This is a genomic window from Roseovarius sp. SK2 (assembly GCF_028807495.1).
GTDB lineage: Bacteria > Pseudomonadota > Alphaproteobacteria > Rhodobacterales > Rhodobacteraceae > Roseovarius > Roseovarius confluentis.
This window is the reverse complement of the sequence record NZ_JARAMK010000002.1, coordinates 516,235-529,007: the sequence shown is the minus strand read 5'-3', so window position 1 is coordinate 529,007 and position 12,773 is coordinate 516,235. Positions and strand designations below refer to the sequence as shown.

Annotated in this window: 10 protein-coding genes; 9 read left to right on the top strand and 1 reads right to left on the bottom strand. The window is 59.4% G+C overall.

What is annotated here, in order from left to right; genetic code table 11:
* Positions 1–49: 49 nt before the first annotated feature.
* Entirely contained in the window at positions 50–952 is a 903-nt protein-coding gene (locus tag PVV74_RS06835) for a LysR family transcriptional regulator (RefSeq protein ID WP_274592685.1), read from the bottom strand.
* Positions 953–1,089: 137 nt separating this feature from the next.
* On the opposite strand from PVV74_RS06835, the gene PVV74_RS06830 reads away from it, so the two are divergent.
* The 9 genes from PVV74_RS06830 (at position 1,090) to PVV74_RS06790 (ending at position 12,769) form a co-directional block, all read left to right on the top strand.
* Positions 1,090–2,928, top strand: coding sequence for a CocE/NonD family hydrolase (locus PVV74_RS06830; protein ID WP_274592684.1), 1,839 nt, complete (start codon positions 1,090–1,092; stop codon positions 2,926–2,928).
* Positions 2,929–3,075: 147 nt separating this feature from the next.
* Positions 3,076–4,509, top strand: coding sequence for an ABC transporter substrate-binding protein (locus PVV74_RS06825; protein WP_274592683.1), 1,434 nt, complete (start codon positions 3,076–3,078; stop codon positions 4,507–4,509).
* A 24-nt stretch (positions 4,510–4,533) separates the two neighbouring features.
* Complete coding sequence (locus PVV74_RS06820; RefSeq protein WP_338020419.1) at positions 4,534–5,496, top strand: ABC transporter permease; 963 nt, start codon at positions 4,534–4,536, stop codon at positions 5,494–5,496.
* A 41-nt stretch (positions 5,497–5,537) separates the two neighbouring features.
* A complete protein-coding gene (locus tag PVV74_RS06815) occupies positions 5,538–6,395 on the top strand; it encodes an ABC transporter permease (RefSeq protein ID WP_274592717.1) in 858 nt (285 codons plus the stop codon).
* A 1-nt stretch (position 6,396) separates the two neighbouring features.
* Positions 6,397–7,455 (top strand): ABC transporter ATP-binding protein, encoded by a 1,059-nt coding sequence (locus tag PVV74_RS06810; RefSeq protein ID WP_274592681.1) that lies wholly within the window; start codon positions 6,397–6,399, stop codon positions 7,453–7,455.
* Positions 7,455–8,432 carry an oligopeptide/dipeptide ABC transporter ATP-binding protein gene (locus tag PVV74_RS06805; protein WP_274592680.1) on the top strand — a complete coding sequence of 326 codons (978 nt, stop codon included), beginning with the start codon at positions 7,455–7,457 and terminating at the stop codon, positions 8,430–8,432. Before PVV74_RS06810 ends, PVV74_RS06805 begins: the two co-directional genes overlap by 1 nt.
* The gene (locus PVV74_RS06800; protein WP_274592679.1) at positions 8,417–10,486 is read left to right on the top strand and encodes an alpha/beta hydrolase domain-containing protein; all 2,070 of its coding nucleotides are present in this window, start codon (positions 8,417–8,419) and stop codon (positions 10,484–10,486) included. The genes PVV74_RS06805 and PVV74_RS06800 overlap by 16 nt, the downstream gene beginning before the upstream one ends.
* Positions 10,483–12,120 (top strand): gamma-glutamyltransferase, encoded by a 1,638-nt coding sequence (gene ggt / locus PVV74_RS06795; RefSeq protein WP_274592678.1) that lies wholly within the window; start codon positions 10,483–10,485, stop codon positions 12,118–12,120. Before PVV74_RS06800 ends, ggt begins: the two co-directional genes overlap by 4 nt.
* A gap of 49 nt (positions 12,121–12,169) precedes the next feature.
* Entirely contained in the window at positions 12,170–12,769 is a 600-nt protein-coding gene (locus tag PVV74_RS06790; RefSeq protein ID WP_274592677.1) for a flavin reductase family protein, read from the top strand.
* Positions 12,770–12,773 lie beyond the last annotated feature (4 nt).

The window sequence follows — 12,773 nt, the reverse complement described above, 5'->3', positions numbered from 1 at the left end:
GCTTGAGTTTTGGATGCCTCGACGGCGTGGTTTGTCTTGCCGGGAAGGCTTAGGGCTGCGCGCCGTCATTGACGTGTTTCGCAGAGAGAAGGATCAGTTCAGCCAACCGGTTGATCGCGGGAGTTCTGGTTCGCCAACGGGGGAAGAAAATCACGTATTCCAGCGTCAGCTTTGGTACGAAAGGGCGGATGACCATGTTCGGTCTGATACTGGACCGCGCGACAAACCCATCGGAAACGGAAACCCCCAATCCTCGTGCCGCAAGTTCGCAGGCCACGACCCCATTGGGTGTTTCAAGCCGGATGTTGGGAGTTGCTCCCTTCCTTCGAAACAGTGCGTCAATTCGCTGGCGCATCACTGTACGAGGGCTGTTGATGACCAAGGGTTCGTCAATCAAGTCTTCAAGCGATACCTCGTCTTGCGTGGCCAAAGGATGATCTTCGTGCATCACAGCGACGGCATCTACTGATGCCATCGGTTCAATGTCTATGGAGCTGTCATCCAGTGGCAGCACCGAAATCCCGACGTCGAATTGCTCGCGGCCAAGCCAGATGTCGATGTCGATGCGCGTCCGGCTGTCAATAGTGGCGGTGAACTGGGGGTCTTCTTCTGTGATGGTCGCAATGGCTTCGGCGACGAGGGCATTGGTCACGTGCGGCGCAGTCAGGATACGCACATGGCTGCGTTGATGGGCCTTGATGCGCCGTGCCTCGTTCTCGACTTCGTCAAGTGAAGACAAAGCACGTTCGACCTGTGAGTAGAGTTCGCGGGCTTCGCGAGTTGGATTGAGGCGCCGACCCTTGCGCACAAAAAGAGTAAAGCCGACCTCGTCCTCCAACATGGACAGAAGCCTGCTGACCTGTGGTTGGGTCCGATGCAGCCGCTCGGCCGCGTCGTTTACCGACCCGCCCTCCATGAAGGCGCGGAAGGCCAGAAGACTTTTGTGGTTCATTACGTCGACCTCAAAATTCATGCGTTTTTAGCATGTATAAGTACAAAAACCGCATTTGACTTATATGATAGGCCTGCGGCAGGTTCGTGCAAAGCAGAAAATGTCGGCGGGAAGCTGGCGCGGGAATAGGGTGGCTGATGTCAGACTTCGACGGCAATAGTGCGGCTTGGGTTACAACGCCGTCGCAATACCTGGAACAGCGTCCGGCAACGTACACGCTGCCTGAACAGCCCCAGTCGCAATATGTCGAGATGAAGGACGGGTGCCGGCTGGCCGTCGATACCTACCTGCCACAAGCGGACGCGCCGAGTTCCAGCGACTTTCCTGCGATCTTGATCCTGACACCCTATTACCGTCGGTTTTCACTTCGGGATGGATACAGCGCGGCGACAGAGCGCAGCCCGAATATTGCTCTTTACCGTGACTTCTTTGTGCCGCGCGGATACGCGTTGGTGGTCGTGGATGTCCGTGGCACCGGGGCGAGTTTCGGAACCCGGGACAGCTTTCGCTCGCCGAAGGAGCGGGAGGACTTTTACACGATCGCGGACTGGATTGTCGATCAGGATTGGTCGGACGGGACAATCGGTTCCACCGGCATCTCGTACCTCGGGGCGGCCGCGTGTTTCCTTGCAAGTACCGGGCATCCCGCGGTCAAGGCCATCGCGCCGCTCTTCGCAGTCTGGAACACGTACGCGGATCATTTTTATCCGGGTGGTGTGCTGCTGAATCAACTCGCTACGACATATGATGCTATCATGGTCGGGCTGGACCACGATCGTCCCGATGTGCTGGAGGCGTTCTCGTACTTCAATAACCCAGATTTTGCTGGTCCGCAGCCCGTGGACGAAGACCCTGACGGAGCGCTGAAACGCGCGGCAGTGAAGGAGCATCTGGGCAATTTCCACATGCCTGATTTCATCACCGAGTTCAGATTCACCGATGATCGCCTGCCATATGATCCCGATTTCGGCAGTCATTCGTTTAGCCCGTATCACTATGCCGACAAGATTTCATCTGATGTCGCAGTCCTGTCCGTCTCAGGCTGGTTCGATGGCGCGGGCTTCGCCAACGGCTCCATCGCGCGGTTCCTGTCCCTGCCGAATCCTAACCAGCATGTGCTGCTGGGGCCTTGGGATCATGGCGCACGCAGCAACGTATCGCCTTGGCGCGAAGAAGTGAGCAGTGAGTTTCCCATGATGGGCGCGGTCTTGCGTTTCTTCGACCACTACCTGATGGGGCTTGAAACGCAGCTTCAGGAAGAAGCGCCCATCCACTACTTCGCGCTGCACGCCGAAGAATGGCGCACGGCTCGGCAATGGCCCCCGCTGTCCGAGACCCGCCGTCTTTATCCCGACCGGGAGAGCGCTTTGTCCTTCGAGCCGGGTGCCCAAGGCGAGGACAGCTTTCGCGCCGATTTCACGCGGGGAACCGGTTCCGGGACGCGCCACGAGCGTTTGTCGGCGCAGCCGATCACGGATTACTACACTGACTGGTCCGAGAAGGAGAGCGGTCTGCTTTCATGGACGTCGCCACCGCTGAGATCCGCGTCCGAAATTGCCGGACATCCGGTCGTGAATCTGTCGATAAAGTCCAGCGAGGCCGACGCGGTACTGCACGTCTACCTGTCCGAGCTGGAAGCGGATGGCAGCCTGCGATACGTCACAGAAGGTGTGTTACGCGCCCTGCACCGCAAGACAATTCCTGCGCCAGCGGATCAGAACTGGACATGGCCGTATCGCGATTACAGTCGCAAAAACAGCTCGCCCCTGGTGCCTGGCGAACCCGCAGAGCTCAGGTTCGCATTGTTGCCGACCGCTTGGCGCTTTGCCCGCGGCAGCCGAATTCGCGTCTCCGTCGCGGCAGCGGATGCCGACCACTATGTGCAGTTGCCTTATGGGCGCCCGCCCGAGATTACGATCCTACGTGGCGCTGATGACGCCACCTGGTTCGAACTTCCGTGGCGCGGGACCGAATAGGCAAACAACAACATCACCAACAAGGAGGAATACCAAGTTATGCTACTTTCGAGAACCATATTAGCGAGTGGGATCTTAGCGATCACTGCCGCATCGGCACAGGCTGGCAAGGAAAACGACACGTTCGTCTGGTCCACGTCCACGGAAATGGACACGGCGGACATCTACTACGGCAACCAGCGCGAGGCGCTGATCAATGCCTACGCGATGTGTGACGGCTTGTTGCACCGCGACCCGATCACCAATGAATTCCAGGCCTTGCTGGCAACCAGTTGGGAATGGACCGACGATACCACGCTTGAGCTGGAGTTGCGTGAAGATGTCAAATTCCACGATGGCACCGACTTTGATGCGGAAGACGTGGCCTATACCCTGAATCACGTGGCCGATCCCGACAGCGATATGAAGATCCGCGTCCTGGTGGATTGGATCAACAATGTCGAGGCGGTGGACACCTACACAGTTCGCATCAACGCCAAGCGACCGACACCGGCGGCGTTGCAATACCTGACGGGTACCTCGCCGATCTACCCGTCCGGCCACTATGAGGATGCGCCTGTCGTGCCGGGAGCCGATGGCGAGGACCGGCGCGACTGGGGGGCTGTGCAACCAGTCTGCACCGGCCCCTACAAGCTGGCGGAGTACGTGGCGGGCGAGTCCCTGACCTTGGAAGCCAACCCCGACTATTTCGAGGACAGCCCCAAGGGCAAACCGTCAATCGGGACCCTTGTCTACAAGACGATCAAGGACCCTGAAACCCAGATTGCCGAGGTCGTGACCGGCGGTGTCGACTGGATCTGGGGCGTTCCGCCCGAGAACGCGGAAATGCTGTCATCCATGGGCAACTTGACCGTTGTATCCGCGCCGACGATGCGGATGTCCTTCCTGTCCCTGGATGCAGCGGGCCGGACGGGCGATACGCCGATGACTGAACTGAAGGTTCGCCAGGCAATCGCCCATGCCATCAACCGCGAAGCGATAGCCGAAAATCTGGTAGGCGACGGTGCCGAGGTTCAGAAATCCATGTGTGCGCCGGTCCAGTTCGGTTGCGAAACGGACGTGAAGCAATACCCCTACGATCCGGAAAAAGCCAAAGCTATGTTGGCGGAGGCCGGCTATCCCGATGGCTTCAGTGTCCCGTTCCATGCGTATCGTGACCGCGCATATAGCGAGGCGGTCCTTAACGATCTGCGCGCAGTAGGTATCGAGACCGATCTTCAGTTCCTGCAATGGCGTGCGCTGCGTCCGAAGATTGTCGATGACGAAGTGCAGATCGGACATCTGACCTTTGGCTCGAACGGGATTCTCGATGTTTCCGCTTCGACCAGCTACTACTTCACGGGCAGCCCGGACGACTACGCGCGTGATGAAGAGGTCAAGGCCTGGCTTGATGAGGCAGACCGTACCACCGATCAGCAAGAGCGCGAGGAACTGTATTCCAAAGCTCTGAACAAGATCGCGGATCAGGCCTACTACATCCCGCTGTTCATGTACGGCCGGACCTACGCCTTCAACAAGGATCTGGACTATCCGGTAACGCCGGATGAGATGGCGCACTTCTACTTGGCCAAGTGGAAGTAACCCAACCCGATCCAGCAAGAATGCATGTGGGGGGCTTACTGTCCTCCACGTGTTTCGCCAGGAGACCCTATGCTCGTTTATTTATCCAAGCGGCTCTTGATGACGATCCTCGTCATCGCCGTGACTTCGGTGATCGCTTTTCTTCTTGTACACCTTTCCGGTGATCCGGCGGCGGCGATGGCCGGCGAGGGGGCCAGTCAAGCAGATATCGAGGCTGTTCGGGCGACCTATGGTTTTGATCGGCCGCTTTATGTCCAGTACTTGGATTGGGCGGGCCGCGTCCTGACAGGTGACCTTGGCCGTTCAACCTATCTGCGTGCTGATGTGACCGACGTTCTGGCCCGGCACGTGCCGGTAACGGCCACGCTGGGCGTCTGCGCTTTGGCATTCGCACTGGCCTTGTCGATCCCGCTGGGGGTTCTCGCTGCTTTGCGACCCAACACAGTTATTGACCGGTTTTCGCTCTGGTTGGCGGTGGCAGGGCAGGCGCTGCCGTCGTTCCTGTTCGCTTTGGGCTTAATGTACCTCTTTGGTGTCTACCTGCGCGTGCTACCAATCTCGGGCAGCGAGACTTGGTGGCATTTCATCATGCCCTCAGTAGCGCTGGGCTACTATGCCACCCCGGCGATCATGCGCCTTACGCGTTCGGGCATGCTGGACGTGATGCAGTCGGATCACGTGCGTACCGCGCGGGCATATGGCCTTTCACCCTGGCGCGTGGTCGTACGGCATGGTCTGCGCCACGCGATCATTCCCGTCGTTTCATTGGCTGCCGTGCAGCTAGGTTTCATGCTGGGCGGATCGATCGTGATCGAAACGATTTTTTCTCTCAAAGGGATCGGACACCTCGCGTGGGAGTCCATTCAGCGCGCCGATATCGAGGTGATCCAGGCGATCCTCTTGGTCATCGCGGCGGCTTATGCCGTGCTCACCCTTCTTGCCGACCTTCTCAATGCGGCCCTTGACCCGCGGATCCGGATCTCATGACTGATTTGACCACCTCCACGCAAGACGCGTCCCCTGTGTCGATGTCCCCTGGCCGGGTCGCGTTGCGCCGCGCCATGCGCCACGGCGGCTTCTGGGTCGGCGGCACAATCATTTTCGTGATCGTCCTGATGGCGATCTTTGCGCCGCTGCTGACGCCCTACGATCCTTCGGTTCAAAGCCTGTCAGAAGGCTTCGTGCCTCCCGTTTGGGCAGAGACCGGCAGTTGGGAGCATCCTCTGGGGACCGACAATCTTGGCCGGGACTACTTTGCGCGGCTTTTGTACGGCGCGCGGATCTCACTCGGGCTCGGTCTTCTGACGGTAATCATCTCGGGTACGATCGGAACAGCGATGGGCATCACCGCCGGGTATTGGGGCGGATGGCCCGACATGTTCATCAACTTTTTCATCACGGTGCGGCTTACACTGCCGGTGGTTCTTGTGGCGCTCGTCGTGGTGGCCCTGATCGGCAGTTCGCTCTGGCTGCTGATCCTCGTGATCGGCCTGTTGCTGTGGGATCGTTTCGCGATCGTCGTTCGTAGCGCGACGCAGCAACTGGCGCAGCGTGAGTATATTACATCCGCGCGTGCAATCGGCAGTTCAACGCCGCGGATCCTTTTCCGGGAAATACTGCCGAATATCACGGGCCCGTTGGTGGTGGTGACCTCCATCGAAATCGCACACGCCATTCTATTGGAAGCCGCGCTGTCCTTCCTAGGGTTGGGTGTGCAACCGCCTGACGTATCGTGGGGGCTGATGGTGGCAGAGGCGAAGGCGCAGCTGCTGTTCCGCCCCTGGATGATCGCGATCCCGGGCGCCGCCCTGGTTTTTCTGATCTTCGCGATCAACCTTGTCGGTGATGCGCTGCGCGACGTTACAACGCCAGAAGGAAAGGCCTGACATGACCGATGGTACGCGAATTCTGAGTGTCCGAGGGCTCAATGTGCAGATCCCGGTCCCGGGATCGACCTTGAGACCGGTCCGAGACGTAAGCATCGATGTCGGGCGTGGCGAGACGGTTGCCGTGGTCGGAGAATCGGGCTGCGGCAAGAGCCTGACGGCCTTGGCGATCATGGGTCTTCTGCCGCGTCAGGCAAAGGTGCAATCCGACGCTTTGCGCCTGAACTCGGAGGCGCTCGCCGAAGCCAGTTCAAAGCGCTGGCGGCAGCTGCGCGGTGACCGGATTGCCATGATCTTTCAGGACCCGATGACGGCATTGGATCCCTGTTATCGCATCGGAGACCAGATGTGCGAGATCCTGCAGCAGCACCGCAGAATTTCGCGATCCGGCGCCATGGCGCGGTCGCTGGACCTTCTGGGCAAGGTGGGCATTCCCGCGCCGGAAGAGCGGTTGAAGCAATATCCGCACCAGTTGTCGGGCGGGTTGCGCCAGCGGGTCATGATTGCGATGGCGCTGTTGTGCGAGCCCGAGCTTATCATCGCGGACGAACCGACGACCGCCTTGGACGTAACAATCCAGGCGCAGATCCTGCGGCTATTGCGGGATATTCAGCGCGAGACGAACATTGGCCTTTTGCTGATCACCCACGACCTTGGCGTCGTGGCTGGCATGGCTGACCGGATCGTCGTGATGTATGGCGGCGAAGTTGTGGAGGTCGGCACCTGCGACCAGGTGCTGGCCCAGCCCCTGCATCCTTATACCGAAGGGCTCGTGCGTTCGATCCCCGTGCCCGGTGAGACAAAACAGGGCGAGGCGCTCGGGTATATTCCCGGGATCGTACCGCGGCAGGTGGGCGAGCGCACAGCCTGCGGTTTTGTGGATCGCTGTCCCTATGCGACCAGCGCATGCCGCGAGGGACCGATCGCTATGCGAGACGCTGGCGATGGGCGGCTCATGCGGTGCATTCTGCCCACGGATGGCAGTGCGCGCGACCCGGATGTCTGGATCCTGCCAGATGAAACGTCTCCCCAAAGCGCAACCAACACCGGGAGCCTGTGATGCCCGAAGTTCTGACGATGCGAGGTGTTACCCGCGACTACAGCGTGGGCAGCGGGTTCACGCGCAAACAGACATTGCGTGCCCTGCGGGGCGTCGATCTGGGTGTTGAACGCGGTAAGACCCTTGGTTTGGTGGGGGAATCCGGCTGCGGGAAAAGTACGCTCGCCAAGATCTTGCTGGGTGTAGAGGAGCCATCGAGCGGTGAGGTTCTGGTCGGTGGTAAACCGATCCAAAATTACGACCGGATCGAACGCGCCCGCCTGATCCAGCCTGTATTCCAGGATCCGTATTCATCGCTCAATCCTCGGATGACCGTGGAAGCGATCATAGCCGCGCCGATGCGCGTGCGCGGCGAGGGCGGACGCTCGCTTCAGGCGAAGGTTCGAGAGTTGGCCGGTGAGGTCGGTTTGCCGCGGCACCTCGTGGAGGCCTATCCCAGCCAGCTATCGGGTGGACAGCGACAGCGCGTGGCCATAGCGCGCGCGTTGATCGGCGAGCCTGAGATCCTGATTTGCGACGAGCCTACCTCGGCTCTGGACGTCTCGGTGCAATCGCAGATCTTGAATCTGCTTCACAATCTCAAGCGACAGTTGAATCTGACGATGATCCTGATCAGCCACAACCTTGCCGTCGTCCACCACCTCGCAGATGACGTTGCGGTCATGTATCTTGGCCAGATCGTCGAGCGTGGACAGAGCCGCGATATCTTCGAGGCGGCGCGGCATCCTTATTCCGACGCCTTGCTAAAGGCTGTGCTACCGCCGAGAGCCGGTGTGCGCCTGCCCGAAATGGGATTGGAGGCCGAGTTCCCGAGCCCGGTCAATCCGCCAAGCGGCTGCACCTTCCATCCCCGGTGCCAGAAGGCGCGCGCCCTTTGCGCGGAACAAGTCCCCTGTCGAACTGACGCGGATGCCGAACACAACTTTCGCTGCCACTTTCCAAACAACTCGAAAGAAGAAGAATGTCCGCCAGTTTGATCGACTATCGGGTCACCGATCGCCGCGCCTTTGCCGCTGGTAAGAGTTTTGGTGAAACAGGTGCTTACGAGCGTCTGAAGGGGAGGGTGGTCTTCCGTGTCGATCCTGCGGCGCCCGGCGTTCGGGATGTGACAGATATCGAACTGGCCCCTCGGGACGAGACCGGACGGGTCAGGTTTGCAGCGGACTTTTGCATTCTGCGCCCGGTGGATCCTGACAGGGGCAACGGCCGAATTTTTTATGATTATGGCAACAGAGGCGACAAGCGGGCGTTGCAGTTTTTCAATATCGCCACGGGCAGTAATGACCCGTTGGAAGAAATCCATGCCGGCGATGGGTACCTGATGAACCGGGGTTATACGGTCGTCTGGATGGGATGGCAGGGCGATTTGCTGCCCGGTGACGGTCGCCTGTTACTGGACGTTCCGGTGGCCACGGATGAGGGCGCGCCGATCACTGGGACGATCTGCACAGAATTCATCGCGTCGGAGCACGGACGGCATGAGATGCCGCTCAGTACGCTGGCGTCCACGCGAAGCTATCCGGCCGTTTCGCTGGATACGACGCGCGCGACCTTGAGCCGGCGCGCCTACGCCAATGCGCAGAGGGAGGAGATTTCGCCGGACGCGTGGGCATTCGCGCGGCTGGAGCGCGGTGGAAGTGTCGACAGCAAAAAAACGGACACCGCTCTGATCCCATCGGACAGCAACATCTATCTGCACGATGGTTTTGAACCCGGCTGGATTTACGAACTGGTATACGAGGCCCGCGACCCGCTGGTGCTGGGTCTTGGACACGTCGCAGTGCAGCAGTTCATAAGCTTTCTGAAAAAGGGCGATGCCAAGGTGGACGGGCAGCCGGCGCTTGCGCTCCTTCCATATGAAAAAGCTTATGCATGGGGGCGCTCGCAGACAGGGCGATGCATACGGGATTTCGTCTATCTGGGTTTCAACGATGACGGCCAGGGAAACCGGGTTTTCGATGGCGTTATGCCGCACGTGGCGGGCGGCGGCAAGATGTGGATGAACCATCGTTTTGCAAATATCACGCTGCTGCCCGGTCAGGAGCACGAGAACCACTATTCGCCCGTAGACAGCTTCCCTTTCTCGTATGCCCACAGCAAGGATCACCTGACGGGCGCCGAGGACGCCATTCTGAAGCGGCCCGAGACCGACCCGCTTGTGATCCATACCGATACTTCCTGTGAATACTGGCATCGGCGTGCGTCTTTGGTGCATACCGACACGCGTGGCGAAGATCTGCAGCAACCCGACGGCGTGCGGATCTACCTTTGGGCCAGTTCTCAGCACTTCGCGGATCCGTTGATGACTTCGCCCAGTGCCGGGCTCGGTCAGACCATGTGCAACGTGGTGGCAACACATTACTTTTTCCGCGCTGTGCTCGACCGGCTTGATACTTGGGCAACCGATGGTGTCGCGCCGCCGCCGAGCGTGTACCCGAAGCGGGCAGATGGGAACCTGGTATCGGCAGAAGATTGGCGTGCGGTCTTTCCCGCTATACCGGGCGTGGCTCTGCCGCAGGGACCAAGCAGGTTGGAGCAACTCGACTTTGGTCCCGATTTTGCCGAAACGGGCGCCATCAGTGCCCCTGCGCGCATTGTTTCGGAGCAGGGATACGCCGTTTTGGTACCTGCCGTGGATGAAGATGGAAATGACCTTGGCGGGCTGCGCGCGCCTATGGCCGCAGCGCCATTAGGCACCTATACCGGGTGGAGTTTGCGCCGCCGAGACATGGGTCATGGCGCGATGGTCGGGATCACCGGCAGCTACATTCCGTTGCCGGATACCGACGAAGAACGGGCCCAGACCGGCGACCCCCGCGCGTCCATCCTGTCGCGCTTTGGGGATTCCGCTGCCTACGAGGAGGCAATCCGTGATGCTGCGGAGGCACTTTGCGAGAAGGGTTACATACTGAAAAGCGACATCGCAAACTGTGTGGCATTCGCGCAGGATTGGGGGCGTCCAAGACATCTGACGCGCCTGCCTGTTGCGGCTGCCCTTAGCGGATTCGACAATGGAGACATTACCACATGACACGGGATGCGATGATTGTCTGCCCGCAGCCTGAGGCCGCCGAGACGGGCGCGGATATTCTTCGGATGGGGGGAAATGCCATCGATGCCGCCGTAGCCTGCGCCTTTGCGCAAGGCGTGGTCGATCCTTTGATGTGCGGCATTGCGGGCTTTGGTAGCATGGCCGTTTACCGGTCCGAAACCGGAAAGACGGAATACCTCGATTTCCACGCCCGCGCGCCGCTTTTCGCACATGCAGACATGTGGGCTGATCTGGTCGAGGGCGAAACCCGTGACGGTTTCGGTTTCGTTTTGAAGGGCCAAATTAATGACATTGGCTATCAGTCCATCTGCGCACCTCCAGCATTGCGGGCCCATGCAGAGTGTCATGCCAAGTATGGAAAACTGCCGTGGGAAACCGTGCTGGCGCCGGCCATCGAATGGGCAGAAGAAGGATATTTTGTACGCCCTGCCATGCAGACCTTCTTTGCCGAAGGATCCGGCATGGGGCGTGCCGCTACCGCCGAGAGACTGGCCTTCAGTGCGGCGGGTCGCGCGCTTTATTGCCGGGAGGATGGGCAGCCCAAGGCGACCGGCGCAGAGATCCGCAATCCGGATCTTGCCAAGACGCTGCGCACGATCGCGAGCGAAGGTGCAGACACGTTCTATAGGGGCAAGATCGCGGAACAGATCCTTACGGATATGCGGGCCAACGATGGCTTGCTGGTCGCGGCTGATCTGGCCGGTTGCGCACCCGATTGGCGCGCTCCACTTGAAGGCAGCTATCGCGGGCGAAGAATTGTGACGAACCCGCCACCGGGTGGCGGTGTGATGCTGCTGGAGATGTTGAACATTCTTGAGAATTTCGACCTAGCGGATATGGGACACAACAGCCCGGCCTATCTCGCTCTGGTGTCTGAAGCGATGAAACGCGCAACGATTGACAAGGACCGCTTTGTGGGCGACCCGCGATTTGTGCACGTGCCGCTCGACCGCCTAACGGACAAGGACTACGCCGCAGACCTCGCCGCCGAGATAAATCGTGGCGAACGAGCGACGGTGCAACGCCTGCAGGCAACGGATGTGGTGCCACGCGACACGACTCATATCTCGGTGACAGACGACGAGGGTAACTGCGTGTCCATGACACATTCGCTCGGGATGCCCTCCGGCGTAATCACGCCAGGGTTGGGCTTTATGTATAATGGATGCATGGGCGTGTTTGACCCGCGCCCGGGCCGAACCGGATCCATTGCTCCCGGCAAATCGCGTTTCAGCGCGATGTGTCCCACTATAATGTTCGATGGCGAGGACCCGGCAATGATCTTGGGCGCGCCCGGCGGGACACAAATCGTAATGGGTGTTCTTCAGACAATCTTGAACAGCGTAGATTTCGGCATGTCGGTTTCCGAGGCCGTCTCCGCTCCGCGTTTTTCATCGACCGGAAATGCAATCGATGTTTCCAACAGGATCCCACGATCTGTGACTAAGGTACTGGAGGGCGATGGCCGGGATGTCATCCGAAATCCTTATGGTCATACGATTGGCTGGGTCCACGCGATCAGCGTTGCGGACGGGCGGATAGACGGCATGGCTGATCCAGGCCGCGACGGAGTCGCCTGCCGTGTGACACCTGCGGAAGTGATTTCGAAATAACCGCAGAAGGACCGTTTCTTTGTACAGAGCGACCGATGGAGATTTAACTATGAACTATGGCTCCACGCGGCCAGATTGCCTTGATTTCAACCCGTTCAAGGCGATTATCACACCTCGACCCATCGGGTGGATCGGCACGCTGGATGGCAGCGGTCGCGCTAATCTGGCGCCCTATTCCTTTTTCAACGGTCTGGGCGCCTATCCCGAGCAGGTTTACTTTGCGAGCGATGGCGCCAAGCACAGCTTTGTCAATGCAAGGGACCGTGGCGAGTTTACATTTTCCTTGGCGACAGAAGATCTGGCGCAGGCGATGAACATTTCCTCAGAGAGTTTGCCGTACGGGACGAGCGAGTTCGATGCAGCGGGTCTCGAAAAGGGCTATCCGGTTGAGATTGCGACGCCTTTCGTGGCGGAAAGCCCCGCAGCCTTTGAATGCGTTACGATCCAGACCCTGCAGTTGGAAGATCGAACCGGGAAACTGATCGATCGTTACATGGTCATTGGCGAGGTGGTCCGTACCCATATCCGCGATGAGTTCATCCGCAATGGCCGTTTCGACACTTTGAAAGCCCGTCCGATAGCGCGGATGGGATATCGCGACTACACGACCGTAAACGAAGCTTGGGAACTGGTGCGTCCTGATGACTGAAGAC